Origin of the sequence: Phaeobacter sp. JH20_29 (assembly GCF_048056175.1) — a bacterium.
GTDB lineage: Bacteria > Pseudomonadota > Alphaproteobacteria > Rhodobacterales > Rhodobacteraceae > Phaeobacter > Phaeobacter bryozoorum.
Map to the genome: position 1 here is coordinate 48,328 of NZ_JAYMWO010000018.1, position 18,030 is coordinate 66,357.

Consider the following 18,030-nt stretch of genomic DNA (forward strand, 5'->3'; position numbering starts at 1 on the left):
AATTCGGCCTGAATTGCGAAGAGAATGCGGCATCACAGCACACTGCGCCGTGCCTTGGCCAGCGGCGCGGTGGCGAGCGCCTGATGGCCGTCGAACAGCTGCCGCTTTGGCGTGAACAGGCCGGGGTATCGCAGGCGCTCAGCATAGCCAAGCACCGACCCGGCACAGAGCCATGTCACCGGGGTCAGCGTCGCGTTCAGCAGCATATCGACCAGCGTCGCCGCCAGCATCAGCGCCAGAGGCGCGGCAAAGGGCGACAGTGTTGCAGCCGCATGGCGGCGCATCTGTTGCCACAGCAGCACCAAGGGCCCGGCCAGAAGGCCCATCTCCGCGATATAGCCAACCCAGCCAAAGGTACCAAAGACAAGGATCCAGCGACCGTCCGGGATCGATTCGATCTCTCCACTTTCGAGGTTGCGTACCAGATTGCGCCCCCAGCCGCCCCAGCCGAACCAGGGTTTGTCGGCGGCGCGATCCAGCATCAGCGCCTCATTGGTGAACCGAAAGCCCAGCGATTGCGCCCGTTCGGGACTGAAGGCCTGCGCCTGCGCAAGGATGGCATCCACGGGCACCAGCCCAAGGTTGCGCAGCATCGGATAGACAATCGCCACCACCCCCAATGCCAGCGCCAGCCGCATCTGCATCCGGTAGGAAGCCATCGCCACAAAGGGTGTGAAGATCAGGCCATAGACCAGCGAGGCGATGCTCTTGCACAGGATCAGCACCGCAAAAAGGTAAATCGCCGCCATGGTGTAGCGTCGCTTGTCCGGGCCTTCGGCACTGCGGGCCAGCGATGTTGCGGCCAGCACGGACATCAGCACGAACAGCGCCAGCCACAGGCTATGGGGCAGGAATACAATCGGTCGGAACCCGCCCTGACGCATGGTCTGGCTGAAATCATGCTGAAAGAATCCATAAACCCAGGTGTTTATCTGCGGGCTGAACCGGACTTCGAACAGCGAGGGTATCGAATAGATCAGCCCGGCCACCATCAGCACCATCACCAGCTGCCGCTGCTGGTCGGGATGTGAGAGGTAGCGGCGCGCCAGAAAGAATGGCAGCAAGACGATCAACTGGTTGATCATCACCGATCCGAGGTCGCGCCAGCGCAGCCCGGGCAGGGCATAGGTCGGAAAGACGATGGGTTCGGCGTTTTCAAGAACGCGGAACACGATCGGGTCACCATTGGTCAGCACGGTTGCAATGACCGAACCGAGGAAGAGAGCCACAAGCGCCCGCATCACCGGATGGCGGGGCCAGATCTCCACCCGCTTACGCAGGATATAGACACAGATCACAAAAGCGACGACGGCCGGAATGGAATCCTTGTCCATATCCGGGACCAATGGCAAGTCGAACACCGCAAGCGGTGGCAGGAACAGATATCCGCCGATGACGCACCAAAGAATAGACTGCTGCAACGGCAGACGCCGAAACAGTTTGTATGCGATCACCGGCCAGGCGATCAGCATAAGATAGGCCAAAGCATTTGGCATCGCGTGCGGCCCTGCGCTCCTGTATTTGCCCCCGTGACCATGAGTTTAGCCCCAGATGTCTGCGCTGTCGCCCGCATTCGTATTCTGAGGTAAACTCTTGAAACAGATGCAAGGCCATGTGATCGAAGAGGGGCGTCGCTTCTGGCGCATGAGGGGGGATGCGGGTGTATTTTGATATTCGGGACACACGGATTGATGTGAACATTGCCGATCCGGCGCGGCTGGAACAGGCGGTGATGGGGCATTTCCAGACCCGTCGTGGCTTTGCGCTGGCGACGGTGAATTTGGATCACCTGGTGAAAATGCACAGCTCGCCTGCCTTTCTGAAAGCCTATGCCGCACAGGATTTCGTGGTGGCTGATGGGCGGCCCATTGTCTGGCTGTCGCGGCTGGCACAACGACCGGTGGCGCTGATGCCGGGCTCTGACATGGTGCTGCCGCTTTGTCGTTGGGCCGCGCGCGCCGGGGTGCCTGTTGCTCTTGTGGGCAGCACCGAAGCCGCGCTTCAGGATGCCTCCGCGGCATTGAAAGCTGAGGTGCCGGGGCTTGAAATCGCCTGGTGCCACGCGCCGCCGACGGGCTTTGACCCCGGCAGCGAGGCTGCGGAGCAGATCCTGCGCGAGCTTGCGCGCAAGCAGATTGGCCTGTGTTTTCTGGCGCTTGGCGCCCCCAAACAGGAGATCTTGGCCGCCCGTGGTCGCGCTCTTGCGCCCGAGGTCGGCTTTGCCTCAGTTGGCGCGGGGCTTGATTTTCTGGGCGGCCATCAGAAAAGAGCGCCCGCCTGGGTGCGCCGATTGGCCCTGGAATGGCTGTGGCGGGCGCTGAGCAGCCCGCGCCGCCTGGGTCCGCGCTATCTGCGCTGTCTGGCAATCCTGCCGGGTCAGCTGCTTCACGCGCTCAGGCTGCGCCACCCCTGACGGAAACTGGCCTGACCTGGCCGGTATGGCGGCAGTTATTTGTATTCCATCAATCCGCGTTTGCGCCCCCGCAGCCGCAGCCAGTGATATTCCATCGCGCCCTGTGCCTCGGCAAATTTGCCGAGAATGGAATAGAATGCGCGACGACGGCCCATCCGGGTAGCCAGCCGCAGGAACTGCACCGGGTAGACCAGCAACAATAGCAGCGCCCAACCGGAAAACGGCAGCAGCATCAGGATGCAGGCCGGGATTCCGGCGCCCCAGATCAGCGCCCGCCTGGTTTCCGCAACCCAATGGCGTTCGGGACCGGCGCCATGCAGCGCCGCCCCCTCGGCAAAGGCAAAACCCGCACGGCGGCTGCGCTGCCACCACTGCGAAAACCGCAGCATCTGGGCATCGTGCAATGTCATCTCGGCATCCAGCCGCCAGATTGACCACCCCGCGCGTGCCAGACGCAGGCACAGCTCAGGCTCTTCGCCCGCGATCAGGTCGTTGCGATAGCCGCCAACCTCCTGCAGGGCGCGAAGCCGCATCAGGGCGTCGCCGCCACAGGCCTTCGCCGGGCCGACCGGAGTGTCCCATTCGTGATCGCAGAGCTGGTTGTAGATCGAGCTGTCGGGGTGACGTTCGCGCCGCCGCCCACAGACCACCGCCAGCCGGGGATCAGCCTCCAGCCGCGCGGTTGCGCTGGCGATCCAGCCCGGCACCACCTCGCAATCGCCATCCACCAGCTGCACATAGGTACAGTCGCCGTCGAGATGTGCCAGACCTGCATTGCGGGCGCGGGCAGCGGTGAACCGCTCGCTCAAATCGAGGCTGACAACCTTTACCCCCAGCGCCTCGGCCGCGGCGACCGACCCATCCGTCGACCCGCTGTCGACGTAGATCACCTGACGCAGCTGACCTTGCAGGCTGCGCAGGCAGGCCAGCAGCCGCGCCCCTTCGTTGCGGCCGATGACGACAGCATCGACAATCGGCGGCGTCTGGGCGGCGACCGGCGGATCCTGCACATCTCGGGTCATGCTGCGCTCTCCGCCAGATAACGCGGGGAAACCTGCAGGAAACCGGCCTCGCGCAGCTGTTGCGGCCCGGTTTCCGGCCCGTCATAGCGCTGAGCCTTTTCGGACCATAGGCTGAGATCCGGCGTCGTGGCAAAGCCCGCAACACGCAGCGCATCCTCGCCATGGGAGATAGCCGCGCGGGACAGGGAGGCCTGATCCCGCGCCATCGGATCATTGGCAAATTTATAGTGTTTCAGAACTGCCATCGTGTCGGCGACCTGCACACCGGTCGACAGATGCGGATGCACCGCCGGGCCGACGTCTGCACCGACAAAAACCAACGGGTGTTTGCTGAGGCAACAGTTCTCTCCAAAAACCGCGCCGCGAATGCCACCGAACTGCATTCTGGGTGCAGGCGCGGGCGCATCTGGCAGCCGGTTCTGGGACAGGAAGAACCCCAGCCCGGTAGCCGGATCATGATAGGGCAGGGCGCGCACCGCGCTGATGTCATAGTGGCAGAAGCTCTGCTGCACCTCCGGGTAGGCGTGCTGCGCGACCGATTGCAGCGGCGCCTTGGGAAACATTTCCAGCATCTGCGCCATCATCGCGCTATACCCATGCCGATCCAGATAGCGCACCAGCCCGGTCAGGCCGAGCTGCGCCTGCCCCTCGAATTCAAGGATTTCGTCCATATCGGCGAAAAGACACCAGCGACCGGCGCAAAACTTCCGCGCCGCATAACCGCGAAAGATATTTTCAAAGCGGCCCCAGGGCAGGCGGGATTGCAGCACCGTGACATCCGGTTCTGCCGCCAGCCGGGCCAGCGTATCGTCGCTGGAGCCGGTGTCGCAGAAGACGAAATGCGCCGCCCCAAGCGCGCGGTAATGGGCGAGAAAAACATCAAGGTAATAGGCTCCGTCCCGCACCAGCGCGACCACGGTAACCGCTTCGCGCGGTTGATGAATTTGGCGCGGCCCCGACAGGTGCCGGAGCGTTGCACGAAACCGCAGGCGATCAAATGGCATGACGATCCTGCTGTCGAACCGATCCGCAAGACGGGCACGAAACCGGCGGGTCAGCCCATCGGGCGCTTTCGGCGCGGCGGGGCTGGGAGGATCATCTGTGCCGGTCATCGTGGCTCCTGGTCGGACAGTTCCAACTGTGCAAAAACATCGATCCGTGGCAAGTATATTGCATTATGTTAGCGCTAAAACTATGACCGTCTCAGAATTGCATTTCGACGCTGAATACGGCAGTGTCTCGCAAAAATCGGACATGCAGAGGGACAGAGCACATGGGCTCGGACATGACAGTGCTGGTTGGCGACGTGGGCGGCAGCAATACGCGGCTGGCCCTTGCCGGTCCTGAAATCGGCGTCACGGCGCTGCAAAGCTTTGCTAATGATAGCTTTTCCAGTCTCGATGACGTGCTTGCAGCCTATTGCTCGCAGCCCGATCTGCCGCCTTTGGCCGGTGCCTGCATCGCGGTGGCGGGGCCTGTCTATGGCAATGAATATCAGCTGACCAACCGCAACTGGCAGGGGACGGCAGCGGACCTGGGCCGACAGTTGCAGCTAGGCGAGGGCGCGCGGGTTGACGTGATCAACGATCTGGCCGCGCTCGGGCATTCGCTGCCCGCACTGATCCCCGGCCAGCTGTCGTCGCTGCGGGCGGGACACCAGCGCGGACAGCAGGCGCTGGTGGCGGGCATCGGCACCGGCTTCAACGTGTCCTTGTCGGTGGATGGCCACACTGCCGAGGCCGAGATGGGCCATACCAGCCTGTCGGCGCCTGTCGCGCGTGGTCTGGCCGAACGGCTTGGAGAGCGAGCTGCCGGTTTTGCAACCAATGAGGATCTGTTCTCCGGGCGCGGGCTGGTGCGCTATCATCAGGCGCTGCATGGCGTCGCGGCAGAGGGCGGCGCGCAGATCGTCGCGGATTATCTTGCCGATGCCGACAGCCCTGCCGCCGAGACGGTGACCAGCTGGGCGCGGCTGCTGGGGGATTTTGCCCGCGAATTGGTGCCGACCTATATGCCGGGACAGGGGATCTTTTTTGCCGGCAGCGTGGCACGGGGCGTGCTCGGCACCCCGGCCTGCGAGATTTTCCTCAAAAGCTTCCTGCAACCTGCGACCGGCGTGCAGAGCCGGTGTGAAACCACGCCGCTGTGGTTGATCACCGACGATGCCGCAGGCGTCAGCGGGGCGGCGCGTTTTGCAATCGAAATGGCCGGCCGCAGTCGCTGAACCGCGCCCATGGCTGGGGCGCAGATCAATAGTCGCGTTTGAAGAAGAGGCCGATCCCGGTCTCGCCTTCGCCATCCACCTTGCCGGTGACGGTGAGGCTCTTGCTCACATCCAGATTGATGCTCAGCTCACTGTCGCCGCGGGTGTTGACATTGAAATCGGTATAGACGTTCTCCGACACATAGCCGCCGATATCCAGAAGGCCCGCGCCGATATTGTCGAGACCCAGCTCAACATTGCTGGCGCCGGTTTCATCGCGCAGTTTGCTCTCGGCCCGATTGCTGCCGCCGCGCCCGCTGAGCGTGGCCACGGAGCTCGCCAGCCGTGCCAGCGCCAGCGGGGAGAGGTCCTGAATATTGTCGCCAAACAGCAATAGCGCCAATGCCTCCTCGCTTGGGCGTTCCGGCTCGGAGGTCACCTTGATCGAGGGGCTGTCGATCAGCCCGGAGAGTTCGAGCGTCGCGGTGCCTTCGGAGGTCGCTGCCGAGGAGCGCAAGAGCAGATAGGGGCGCAGGTCGCCTTGCAAGGTGATCTGCCCCTCATCAAGCGCCAGCCGTCGTCCAAGAATATCAAAGGTGCCACGGATCAGGCTGATCTGGCCTGATGGCGCCAGGTTCGCGGTGCTGCCGCGCAGCTGGATCTGGCCGCCCAGCTCGGCACGAACGCCACGCCCACGGGCGTTGATGCGATTGGGCGCGCTGATCAGCACGTCAAGCAGGGTTCGGCCAGCGCCGCCACCGCTGCCGCCGGTGTTGATCAGTCCCGCACGGGCGCGCGTGCGGCGCACCTCGGCAGGCTCACCCTGATGGCGGATATCCGGGATCGGCGCTGCGGTAACGGAGCCGCCTGCGGTCGCAAGGTTGATATTGGTCTCGCCCACATCAATCCGCCCTGACAGGCTTTTGGTTCCGATCAGCCCCCCGGTCAGAGACAGCGCACCAGAGAGTTGCGTGTCATAGGACAGCTGATCGCTGAGACCGACATTGGTGAGCGCGATCTGCAACTGCGCATCAAAGGGCGCGATCAGCCCGATGGGTCCGCTGACCCGCAGCTGGCCGCCATCGCGGGGCTGCGCCGTCAGCTGAAGAACGGCTCTGGACCGCGCAATAGAGACGGTGGCGGTGATGTCATCTATCCGCTGGGCGGCAGCCGGAATTGCCAGCGACGTCCCACTAGTACGGATCTGCCCGCTGAGGTTGGCCAGCGATGGCTCCCCTTCCAGCGAGAGATCGAACTGGGCGGGGCCACGGATCAGATTGGGTGACATGAAGGGGTTCAGCCCCTCCAGACGCAGCTGTCCCCTGGCATCAATATCGGCACGGCCCTGCACCTCGTCCCAGCTGCCCGCTACGGTGCTGGTGACGCCAGCCGGGCCAATCGCGCGGCTATCGATCTGCCAGACCCCATCGCGGCGACGGGCGGTGCCTTCGGCGGTCAGCCGCCCCGGCAGCCCGGGAACGAAGCGCTGTACCTCGGCCACCAGCGCGTCAAAGGTAATATCAGCGTCCCCTTTGTTTTCGGAGACCGTACCATCGAGATCAGCCGATAGCCCCGCCGGTCCTTCGGCCGCGCCGTCAAAGGTCCAGACCCCGGCGCGGCGGCTGGCAGTGCCCTTGGCGCTCAATGATCCGGCGAGGGTCGGTACAAAACGTTCAAGCGCGTTGATCGCGGCGTCGAACTCCAGATCGCCATCGCCGTTGATATTGATCTGGCCGGTCAGTTCCGCGCGGGAGGATTTCGGGCCTTGCAGCTCGGCAATGCCAGAAAACGTTTGGTTCTCGCGGGTGATATCCGCGCTGAATTGCAGCGCTCCGGGGGCCTGCGGCAGGACCTTCTCCAGCTGCTTCAGCGTGGCGCCGAGGGACAGGTTGCCGCTGGTGCTGCCCAGTTGCCCATTGGCCCGCGCGCTCAGCCCTTTGGCCTCCAGCGCGAAGCGGTCGATGCTGAGCCCGGCCTCGTCCCGGCCGGCCTTGAGCGCAATGGTGGTGGTGCCGCCGATCAGGTCATCGACAGGCCGCAATCCCGCCGAGAGGTCCTGACCCCGAACTGCGAGGTCAATGTCAAAGGCCCCAGACAGCGGGGTGGTGGAGCCGACGGCCTTTGCCGTCATCCGCCCGTCCAGAGATTGTCCCGCAAGGCTGGAGAAACGCGCAAGATTCTGGGCGTTGGCGTCAATATCGGCGGAGATGCGCAGCCCGCTTTCCAGACCGTCGATGGTGACCGCGCCGGTCGCACCGTAATCCGCGCCCAACAGCAGCATATTGGTGATACGCAGCGCGCCGGGTCCATCTGTGGTGACCTGCCCGTCAAAGGTGATTGCCGCCCCCAGGGCCTCGGCCAATGCAGGGTCGGTGGGGCGCAGCCCGGTCAGCGCGGCGGCGATCTGCCCATCCAGCGCCAGACCGCTGCTCTGGTCCAGGGTGCCGGTCATCTCCAACTCGGCACGGGCAATGCGCAGCGCGGGGTTGGCCAGCCGTTTCATCCGTGCGGTCACGGTCCAGTCGCGGCCAGCGGGTTTCCGTGCATGGAGCGCAAGCTCGGTGACCGTGGTCGAACCGCCTGCCACCGGCAGGACCACCGCTTCCTGTCCCGGCGGAGGGGTGACCGCAGCGCTCAGATCGGCGCTTTCAAGTTCGCCACCGGCGGCCATTTCAACAAAACCGGAAACCTCCAGCGCCTGTGTCGAAAGCGCCAGATCGTCGATCATCACCCCGCCCATGGCGCGGGTCTGGCCGCGCAGCCGGGCGCGCATGTCTGGGCCGAAGAACGGCTGATAGACCGGATCGACCAGCGCGGTGATATCGCCGTTCAGATCCGCACGAAAGCCAATGGGGCGGCTGCCCGCGCTGGGATCCGCCGGGGCGTCGCCGGCAGGCGACAGAACAACAGTACCGCCGAGGCGTCGGGTGCCGTCGGTATCCAGTGCCAGTTCGGCGCTGAAATCCTCAACCGGTCCGCGTCCTTGCAGGGCGAGACGGATATCGGGGCCGCCCGGCAGGCCAAGCGCGGTGGACACAAGCCCGCCGTCTTCCTCCTGCAACACCATATCAACCGTGATATTGCCGGTGTCATTGGCAAAACCCGCCTCCAGGGTGAGCTGATCACTGTCGCGGTCCAACCGGGTGATCTGCAAGGCGCTGTCGAGCGCGCCATTGGCAAGGCTCATCGAACCATCAAGGGTCAGCACCGCCGCCACCCCGACCAGATCCTGCCCAAGTGTCAGCCGCCCAACCTTGATTTCACCGATATTGATTGACACCGGCAGCTCCGGCAGCTGGAACGGCGCCGCCTCGGGGTTTGGCAGGTTGGGGTCGTCCAGCGGCGCAGCGGGTGCGCGTTCGATATGAATGCGATCCGCCTTTAGCGTGTTGATGGAGAAATCACCGCGCAGCAGGCCTAGGCGGTTCCAGTCCAGTACTGCGCCCTCAATGGTCAGCCAGATGCCTTCGCTATCTGCCACGGTCAGCTTTTGCAGCGTAGCCTGAGAGGACAGCGCCCCCTCCAGCCCGGTAACGCGGATGGCGCGGCTCTCGCCCGAGAGCGTGTCTTCGAGAAAATCAACCAGCAGGCCACCGCTCTCTTGGCGCTCCTGCGCGGGTGTTTCAAGAGGGGCCATTGTCAGCGCCACAGCCAGGAGCAGCGGCGAGAACAGGGTGGCAGGGCGGAGGGCTGCGAGAAGATGTTTCAAAATGCCTGTCCTATCCCGATGTAGAATTGCAAGCCGTCGTCGCTGCCACCGTCTACCGGATAGGCCAGATCCAGACGGATGGCGCCGATCCCGGCCACGTCGTAGCGCAGCCCGAACCCGGCGCCGGCATGGCGGGCCGAGTCCGAGGAGACAAAACTCTCCGCATCCACCAGCCCGACATCGTAAAAGCCGACAAGGGTGAATTTCTCGCCGATCCGCCCGCGCACCTCGCCCGATAGGGCCAGATAGCCGCGCCCGCCGGAGATCCCGCCCGCCGCAGGCACGCCCAGCGACTGGAATTCCTGACCGCGCACCGATCCTGCGCCGCCGGAGTAAAACAGCAGGGTGGGCGAAACCTCAGACAGCGACGGGCCGATCACCGATCCCATCTGCAACCGCCCGGCCAGCACGATGCGGTCACTGCTGCCAAGCGCCTTATAGGCGCGCCCGTCGAATTTCAGCTGAAGCCCGGATTTGCTGCCATCCACGCCGATAAAGGGCAGGGCGCGGGCATCCAGATAATATCCGCTGGTGGCGCTCAGGCTGCTGTCGCGCCCGTCGTATTCCGCCCGCAGCTGCCCGACCAGATATTTGAAACGTCGCTTGCCGAAGACGTCTTCGGCGAGCACGCTCTCAAAGCCAACGGAGGCCTCGGCAAAAAGCTGGTCGGAATAGACCCGGCGCAGACCGACCGCGCCCAGTCCACGGGTGGCGGTGTAATGTTCTTCGTCCAGCCTCTCGGCCTCAAGCAGGTAGAACTGGCTGTCATCGGGACCAAAAGCGGCAGGCCGGTCCAGCCGCAGCGCCACGCGCCCGTCCAGATCATTTGCACTGCCAATGCCCGACAACCGGGCCTCAAATCGCAGGCGCTCCGCACCGCCAAAGAGATTGCGGTGCATCCAGGAACCACTCACCTCCAGCCCGTCAGAGGAGCTGAGTTCAGCCCCAAAGGTAAATCGCCGGGGCGGCTGATCCTCGATCCTGGCGACATAATCCAGCGTACCGTCGGGATTGGCGCGTTCGGCAGGGCGAATGGTGACAGCGGCAAAAGCCCCGGTGCGGCGCAACCGTGTCGCGGACCGCGACAGAAGATCGGGGTGAAACACCTCGCCTGTCGGGAAGCCTGCGATCCGCTGTATCGCCTCTGCCCGCACATTCGAGGGTGTGGCCAGTTTCAAACGACCAAAACGCAGCTGCGGTCCCGGCGCCAGGCGCAGACTCGCATTCAGTCTGGCGGCCACATGGTTGGCGGTGATCGACTGCGCGCCGACCTTGGCCTGCGGGTGACCGGCATAGCGCCAGTTTTCCACACCCGCGTTTGCGGCATCGCGCAGGACTGCGGTGGTGGCGGTGCGACCGGTGGCAAATTCTTCGGGGATCTCAACCGCTCGTCGCTGTGGGAGGGGGGCAATCTCAGCGGTGCCAAAGGTGAATTTCGGACCTGCCTTGACGGTGATATCTATCTTCTTGATCTCACGCGGAAGGTTCAGGGGCTGGATCCGGGCCGCCTCGCGCCCATCGACGCTTATCTGCACCACCGGTGAGAAATATCCCTGATCGTAAAGCACCTGCACCAGCGTGCGATAATCCGAGAGCGCCGCCGCCATCAGCGGCTGCACACCGGTCTCGCCGCGCGCGCTGGTCGCCAGCGTGGCAGAAGCATCCTGCAGGAGGTCGCGCAAATCGCCGTCCGACCCCGGCGCGACCAGCCGGGCGTCCGCCGCAGACAGCGCCAATGTGCCGCCAAAGAACAAGGCCGTTGCCAGGGCGGCCTTGCGGCCCAGCTGAGCAAAACCCCGAGGTTGAGTGACATGGCAAAGGGAGCGGCGGAAGGATCGGCGATAGAACATGGGACGCTCCGGACAGGCTACAAGATCGGTCCCCGGTCTCGGGCGGATCGGCGCTGACGCCACCGAGACATGTGGACCGGGATCAGACCTAACATAGGGCAAACCCGGTGTGTAACGTCAATGTCGCGTGATAGGTTCCCGCGCCAATTCGTGATCAAGCCTCTGACAGATCGGCGACAGATCGGCGCTGATGCGCGCCCCGGGTTGGAGCTGACGGGCTGACGACCGGCTACATCTGCGCGGCGCGGAACCAGGCCCGGATCGCAGCGCGATCCTCGGGCGCCATATAGGTGATATTGGCAGGTGGCATCGCATGGGTCACACCCGCCTGCAGGTAAATCTCACCGGCGCGGCGGGCCACATCCGCTTCGGTCTCCAGCAAGACACCCTTGGGGGCGGTGCGGATCCCGTCCCAGAAGGGTTCGCGGGCATGGCACATGCTGCATCGGCCCAGAACGATTTCATGCACCTCGGCAAAGCCTTCGGTCTGGGCCATGGTCAGCGCGGTGCCGCTCAGCGCCGCCTCCTCAGGGGCATCGTCGCCCTCATGCTCAAGCCCCAGCGACGACAGGATGATCACGCCCAGGAACAACAGCGCCGTCGCCAGCCAGGTCCAGGTCGGATCACCGGCACGGGCGTGGCGTGTGTTGAAATAATGCCGGATGGTCACCCCCATCAGGAACACCAGCGCCGCGATCAGCCAGTTGTATTCGCTGGCAAAAGCCAGCGGGTAGTGGTTCGACAGCATCAGAAACACCACCGGCAGCGTCAGATAGTTGTTATGGGTCGAGCGCAGCTTGGCGATCTTGCCATATTTGGCGTCCGGCGCGCGGCCTTCCTGCAGATCCTTCACCACGATGCGCTGGTTGGGCATGATGATGAAAAACACATTCGCCGTCATGATGGTGGCGGTAAAGGCACCGAGATGCAGCATCATGGCGCGACCGGTGAACACCTGATTGAGACCCCAGCCCATGGCCACGAGCATCACGAACAACAGCACCATCAGCAGGGTCGGGCGCTCAGCCAGACCGGATTTGCACAGACGGTCATAGACCAGCCAGCCCACCGAGAGCGTCGCGGCTGAAATCAGGATCCCCTGCCACAGCGCCAGATCCGCCTTCGACTGGTCGATGAGATACAGCTCGCCACCGACCCAATAGACCACCATCAACAGCGCAAAACCCGAAAGCCATGTCATATAGCTTTCCCATTTGAACCAGGTCAGATGGTCAGGCATCTCGGCGGGGGCGACCAGATATTTGCGGATGTGATAAAAACCGCCACCATGGACCTGCCATTCCTCGCCATGGGCGCCCACCGGCAGATCCGGTGCCTTGCGCAGCCCCAGATCCAGCGCGATGAAATAGAAGGAGGAGCCGATCCAGGCGATGGCGGTGATCACATGCAGCCAGCGGATGGCAAAGCCCAGCCAATCCCACATCATCAACAGCTCAAACATTCAGATCCGGTCCTTTGTCGCCCAATGCGCATTGCTGCGGCCGGGGCTGGGTTAACAGTCAGTCGCTGCGCGTCCTGCGGGCGCCGATGCCGCCCGGTGGTTCGGGCCGGGCGGGGCGCAATCTGGCCTAGCGCAGCCCTGCCACACTAGGCAAAGCGGGGTTTCTTCGGTATTCCCATATACTGCCAAACTGTATCAAAAAATCTGGAACAATCGCAGGCCTCTGTCATGTCTTACCTCGACAATATCCGCACCTTCGTTCGGGTCTATGAACTGGGCTCGATGTCGGCCGCAGGGCGTGACCTCAGGGTGTCGCCTGCAGTCACCTCGGCGCGGATCTCGCAGCTGGAGGAATACCTCGGCGTGCGGCTGTTCCAGCGCACCACCCGCAATCTGACCGCAACCGAGCAGGGGCGTGCCTTTTATGACGGGGCGGTTGCGGTTTTGGATGCGGTGGATCTGGCGGAGGCCAGGGTGATGCATCTGACCGATACCCCGCGCGGCACCCTGTTTGTGGCGGCACCTCTGGGGCTGGGTCGACGGCTGCTGGCGCCGCAGACGCCGGAATTCCTGGCCACCTACCCGGAGATCAACCTGCGTCTGCGGCTGTCGGACCGTGCGGTGGATCTCACCAGCGAGGGGCTGGATCTGGCATTCTTCCTGGGCCAGCCAGAGGACAGCAACCTGCGCATTCGCAAGATTGCGGATTGCCAGCGGGTGCTCTGCGCCGCGCCCGCCTATGTCGCGCGGCGCGGGTTGCCCGCAGATGGTGACGCGCTGCTGCGGGATGGGCATAATTGTCTGAACCTGCGCTACCCCGGCGCCAGCGAGTTTCAGTGGCTGTTGCAGACCGGCGATGGCCCGCGCCGTTTTGCGGTGAGCGGGCGCTACGAATGCGATGATGGCGATGTGCTGACCGATTGGGCGCTGGCAGGGGAGGGCGTGATCCTGAAACCCCTCTTCGAGGTTGCCGAGCATCTGGCGGCAGGACGTCTGGTGCCGGTCGCCGAGGCCACGCCACCGGTGCCCGTCCAGCTGGCCTGTCTTTATACCCATCGCCGCCATCAGGATCCGAAGACCAGATTGTTCATGGAATATATGACCGCGCGGCTGGCCTCAGTGCTGCGTGTTGATGGGCAGCGTGTCGATGGCGCGCAACCGGGGCGTGCTGCCGACCCCGCGCAGGCAGGAACGCCCGAGACCTGAGCGACCCGCAGCAGCTCCCGCCCGCCCCGGCGCTCCTGTCGGAGCGCCGTGTCCGTTGGGAATGGCCGCGCCAGGGCGCGGCGGCGCTCAGCTGCCGCGATAGGTGGAATAGCCGAAAGGCGACAGCAGCAGGGGCACGTGGTAATGCGCGCTCTCATCGGTGATGCCAAAGCGGATCGGAATTTCGTCCAGAAACAGCATCTCGCCGGAGGCCTGGCCATTGGTGCGCAGGTATTCCCCGGCCTCGAACACCAGCTCGTAGAGACCGGTCACAAAATCCTTCTTCGGCAGGATCGGACTGTCGGTCCGCCCATCGGCATTTGTCAGCATCTGCGCGATCTCGGTGCGCCCGCCTGCATCCAGCCGATACAGCCGGATCGGCAGTCCGGCGGCGGGGCAGCCGCGCGCGGTGTCCAGCACATGTGTGGTGAGATACCCGGGCTCTGTCCTTGTGCTCATTCTTAAGTCCTCCTGCTATGGGGCTACCTCTGCCTGATGGCGGCGGGGCCTGCAAACCTGTGCAATCTGATAGTGTATTCGGGAAAATTTGAAAGATAGCCGTGATCTTCTGCCATAGTAATGACTTGGAGTTGTTTGAAAAGAGGCCCCCGGCAATGAACAGATACCCTCGCAACATGATCGGATATGGCGCGACGCCGCCCGATGCAGCCTGGCCCGGCAATGCCAAGGTCGCGGTGCAGTTCGTGTTGAACTATGAAGAGGGCGGGGAGAACAATATCCTGCATGGCGATGCGGGGTCGGAGGCGTTTCTGTCTGACATCGCCGGGGCGGCGCCCTGGCCAGGACAGCGGCACTGGAACATGGAATCGATCTACGACTACGGCGCCCGCGCCGGGTTCTGGCGGCTGCATCGCATGTTCACCGCTGCGGATATCCCGGTCACCATCTATGGTGTCGCCAGCGCATTGGCGCGCTCTCCCGAACAGGTCGCGGCGATGAAGGCTGCGCAGTGGGAGATCGCGTCACACGGGCTGAAATGGGTCGAACACAAGGATATGGCAGAGGCCGACGAACGCGCCGCCATTGCCGAGGCGATCCGCCTGCATACCGAGGTGGTCGGAGAGCGTCCGCGTGGCTGGTACACTGGCCGGTGCAGTGAGAACACCGTGCGTCTGGTGGCGGAGGAGGGCGGCTTTGACTATATCTCGGACACCTACGACGATGATCTGCCCTATTGGCTGGAGGTCGGCGAACGCGATCAGCTGATCATCCCCTATACGCTGGAAGCCAACGACATGCGCTTTGCCACCGCACCCGGCTACATCACTGGCGAACAGTTCTATCAGTATCTCAAGGACGCCTTTGACCTGCTCTATGCTGAGGGTGAAGAAGGTGCGCCGAAAATGATGTCGATCGGGCTGCATTGCCGCCTGATCGGCCGCCCCGGCAAGGCGGCGGGGCTGAAACGGTTCATCGACTATATCCGGGGGTTCGACGGGGTCTGGTGCCCGCGCCGCATTGATATCGCCGATCATTGGGCGAAAACCCATCCACATCAGCGCCGTGAACGCCCCAGCCAGATGAGCCGCGCGCGATTTGTCGAGGCCTATGGCGGGATCTTTGAACACTCCCCCTGGATTGCCGAACGGGCCCATGATCTGGAACTGGGACCAGCCTATGACCGCGCGGCAGGGCTGCATAATGCGCTGTGCCGGATGTTCCGCTCTGCCAGCGAGGCGGAGCGGTTGGGCGTGCTGACAGCGCACCCGGATCTGGCAGGCAAGCTGGCCGCCGCCAAACGTCTCACGGCGGAGAGCACCAGCGAGCAGGCCTCCGCCGGACTGGATGCGCTGACTGATGCGGAACGCACACGGTTTACGCAATTGAACAGCGCCTATGTGGAAAAACACGGCTTTCCCTTCATCATTGCGGTGCGCGACCACGATAAGACATCGATTCTTGCAGCATTTGAACGGCGTATCGCCAATGATCGCGACAGCGAATTTGCCGAAGCCTGTCGGCAGGTCGAACGTATCGCCGAGTTCCGCCTGCGGGATGTGCTGCCGTGAGGGACTGCCAGCTATGCCGGAGACCGCGATGAAGATGCTTGAGATCCAGCCGATCACAGCCGAGGGCTTTGCCCCCTTTGGCGATCTGATCGACTGCACCGGAGCGCCGGACAAGATCATCAATCAGGGGCTCTGCGGACGGTATCATGATCGGGCCACCATGGAGTTCAGCGCCGGTCGTGCGGGTCTCAGCCTGTTCAACGCCGAGCCGCGTGAACTGCCGATGCCACTGCGGATGGTCGAGCGCCACCCGGACGGCAGTCAGGCCTTCATCCCGATGAGTGAAACCGGATTTCTGGTGATCGTCGCCCCGGATCGCGGTGGTGTGCCGGGACTGCCGCTTGCCTTTGAAACGCAACCCGGACAGGCGATCAACTTCCACCGGGGCACTTGGCACGGGGTGCTGACGCCCCTGACGGCGCCGGGCCTGTTTGCCGTGGTGGATCGGATCGGAGAGGGCGCCAATCTGGAAGAACACTGGTTTGAAAGCCCCTATCAGGTGATCCGACCCTGATCTGACAATCAAAGGCGCAGCGACCCAGCGGGTCTTGCGCCTTTTTCTTTCGCAACAGGCACTCCGCCAAATGAGAGTGTCATCACAATACCGACCAAGACCAACAGAATAAGCAACAACAGAGAGGACCAGATCCATGGCCGATGGCTCAATCGGAACGCCGGCGCAGCTGCGCGATCCCAATTACACTCCACCGCTGGCAAAGGCTGTGCCACTGGGCATCCAGCATGTGCTGGCCATGTTTGTCTCAAATGTCACCCCGGCGATCATCGTGGCCGGGGCGGCGGGATTTGGCTTTGGCTCTAATTCCCCCGATTTTCCCGAACTGCTCTATCTGATCCAGATGTCGATGCTGTTTGCCGGGGCGGCGACGCTGCTGCAGACACTGACCATCGGGCCGATTGGTGCGGCGCTGCCGATTGTGCAGGGCACCAGTTTTGCCTTCTTGCCGATCATGATCCCGCTGGTCGCGGGCAAGGGGGTTGATGCGCTGGCGGCGCTGTTCGGCGGGGTGCTGATCGGCGGGCTGTTTCATGCCGCATTGGGGCTGGTGATCGGGCGTATCCGCTTTGCCCTGCCGCCGCTGGTCACCGGGCTGGTGGTCACCATGATCGGTCTGGCGCTGGTCAAGGTCGGCATTCAATATGCCGCCGGAGGCGTGCCAGCGATCGGGACACCGGAATATGGCTCGCTGCTGAACTGGTCGGCAGCGCTGGTGGTGATCATCGTCACCCTGGGTCTGAAGTTCTTTGCCCGCGGGATGCTGTCGATCTCGGCGGTGCTGCTCGGGCTGATTGTCGGCTATCTCTATGCGATGATGATGGGCATGGTCACGGTCGAGGCCATTGGCACCAGCTGGTCGCGCGCCAGCGCCTTTGCGCTGCCGATGCCGTTCAAATACGGGATCGAGTTTTCCTTTGCCGCGATTGTCGGTTTTTGCCTGATGGGGCTGGTATCGGCGGTTGAAACCGTGGGCGATGTCAGCGGTATCGCCCGTGGCGGTGCAGGCCGGGAAGCCACCGACAAGGAGATTTCCGGTGCCACCTATGCGGACGGTTTCGGCTCGGCGCTGGCGGGCGTGTTTGGCGGGTTGCCCAATACCTCCTTCAGCCAGAACGTGGGCCTGATCGCCATGACCGGCGTCATGAGCCGTCATGTGGTCACCATCGGCGCGCTGTTCCTGATCCTCTGCGGGCTGGTCCCGAAGGTTGGCGCGATCATCCGCACCATTCCGATTGAGGTGCTGGGCGGCGGTGTTATCGTCATGTTCGGCATGGTGGTGGCTGCTGGTATTTCGATGCTGTCGGATGTCGACTGGAACCGCCGCAATATGGTGATCTTTGCCATTTCCCTCTCCATCGGATTGGGGCTGCAGCTGGAACCGGGTGCGGTGCAGCACCTGCCGGATACGCTGCGGGTCCTGATGACCTCGGGCTTGCTGCCGGCGGCGCTCATTGCGGTTGTGCTCAATCTGGTGCTGCCGCAGGAGCTTGCCAGCGAGGCTACGGAAGAGGTCTCTGGTGGCCTGTCAGGACAGGGGCGCGGCAGCCTGCCGGGCGAGTAACCGCAGCTCTTGAGTGTGCAACGAACAGGGGCCGCAGCAGATATGCGCGGCCCCTTT

The 18,030-nt window shown here is 63.5% G+C and carries 13 protein-coding genes; 6 read left to right on the forward strand and 7 right to left on the reverse strand.

What is annotated here, in order from left to right:
• Positions 1-32 precede the first annotated feature (32 nt).
• On the reverse strand, positions 33-1,496 hold the full coding sequence (locus tag VWZ85_RS15180) for a hypothetical protein (RefSeq protein WP_416588899.1): 1,464 nt from the start codon (positions 1,494-1,496) through the stop codon (positions 33-35).
• Between the two features lie 164 nt (positions 1,497-1,660).
• Between VWZ85_RS15180 and VWZ85_RS15185 the strand changes: the two genes are divergently transcribed.
• Positions 1,661-2,413, forward strand: coding sequence for a WecB/TagA/CpsF family glycosyltransferase (locus tag VWZ85_RS15185; protein WP_416588902.1), 753 nt, complete (start codon positions 1,661-1,663; stop codon positions 2,411-2,413).
• A 35-nt stretch (positions 2,414-2,448) separates the two neighbouring features.
• Here VWZ85_RS15185 and VWZ85_RS15190 read toward each other — a convergent pair whose 3' ends face one another.
• Entirely contained in the window at positions 2,449-3,435 is a 987-nt protein-coding gene (locus VWZ85_RS15190) for a glycosyltransferase (RefSeq protein WP_416588904.1), read from the reverse strand.
• Positions 3,432-4,547 (reverse strand): glycosyltransferase family 2 protein, encoded by a 1,116-nt coding sequence (locus VWZ85_RS15195; protein ID WP_416544800.1) that lies wholly within the window; start codon positions 4,545-4,547, stop codon positions 3,432-3,434. Before VWZ85_RS15195 ends, VWZ85_RS15190 begins: the two co-directional genes overlap by 4 nt.
• A gap of 161 nt (positions 4,548-4,708) precedes the next feature.
• Here VWZ85_RS15195 and VWZ85_RS15200 point away from each other — a divergent pair, with 161 nt between their 5' ends.
• Entirely contained in the window at positions 4,709-5,659 is a 951-nt protein-coding gene (locus VWZ85_RS15200; RefSeq protein ID WP_416537291.1) for a glucokinase, read from the forward strand.
• 25 nt (positions 5,660-5,684) lie between these two features.
• Here VWZ85_RS15200 and VWZ85_RS15205 read toward each other — a convergent pair whose 3' ends face one another.
• From VWZ85_RS15205 to VWZ85_RS15215, 3 genes are all read right to left on the reverse strand, one after another.
• Positions 5,685-9,347, reverse strand: coding sequence for a translocation/assembly module TamB domain-containing protein (locus VWZ85_RS15205; protein ID WP_416588909.1), 3,663 nt, complete (start codon positions 9,345-9,347; stop codon positions 5,685-5,687).
• On the reverse strand, positions 9,344-11,197 hold the full coding sequence (locus tag VWZ85_RS15210; protein ID WP_416588912.1) for an autotransporter assembly complex protein TamA: 1,854 nt from the start codon (positions 11,195-11,197) through the stop codon (positions 9,344-9,346). Before VWZ85_RS15210 ends, VWZ85_RS15205 begins: the two co-directional genes overlap by 4 nt.
• A gap of 229 nt (positions 11,198-11,426) precedes the next feature.
• Positions 11,427-12,659, reverse strand: coding sequence for a urate hydroxylase PuuD (locus tag VWZ85_RS15215; RefSeq protein WP_340544549.1), 1,233 nt, complete (start codon positions 12,657-12,659; stop codon positions 11,427-11,429).
• 228 nt (positions 12,660-12,887) lie between these two features.
• On the opposite strand from VWZ85_RS15215, the gene VWZ85_RS15220 reads away from it, so the two are divergent.
• Positions 12,888-13,865 carry a LysR family transcriptional regulator gene (locus tag VWZ85_RS15220; RefSeq protein ID WP_416588915.1) on the forward strand — a complete coding sequence of 326 codons (978 nt, stop codon included), beginning with the start codon at positions 12,888-12,890 and terminating at the stop codon, positions 13,863-13,865.
• 87 nt (positions 13,866-13,952) lie between these two features.
• On the opposite strand, the gene uraH is transcribed toward VWZ85_RS15220, so the two are convergent.
• Complete coding sequence (uraH, locus tag VWZ85_RS15225; protein ID WP_340544551.1) at positions 13,953-14,324, reverse strand: hydroxyisourate hydrolase; 372 nt, start codon at positions 14,322-14,324, stop codon at positions 13,953-13,955.
• Between the two features lie 155 nt (positions 14,325-14,479).
• On the opposite strand from uraH, the gene puuE reads away from it, so the two are divergent.
• From puuE to VWZ85_RS15240, 3 genes are all read left to right on the forward strand, one after another.
• On the forward strand, positions 14,480-15,895 hold the full coding sequence (puuE, locus tag VWZ85_RS15230; protein ID WP_416588917.1) for an allantoinase PuuE: 1,416 nt from the start codon (positions 14,480-14,482) through the stop codon (positions 15,893-15,895).
• A gap of 28 nt (positions 15,896-15,923) precedes the next feature.
• Complete coding sequence (locus VWZ85_RS15235; RefSeq protein WP_340546280.1) at positions 15,924-16,409, forward strand: ureidoglycolate lyase; 486 nt, start codon at positions 15,924-15,926, stop codon at positions 16,407-16,409.
• 136 nt (positions 16,410-16,545) lie between these two features.
• Positions 16,546-17,973: a uracil-xanthine permease family protein gene (locus VWZ85_RS15240; RefSeq protein WP_340544553.1), complete on the forward strand. Its 1,428-nt coding sequence runs from the start codon at positions 16,546-16,548 to the stop codon at positions 17,971-17,973.
• Positions 17,974-18,030: the final 57 nt, after the last annotated feature.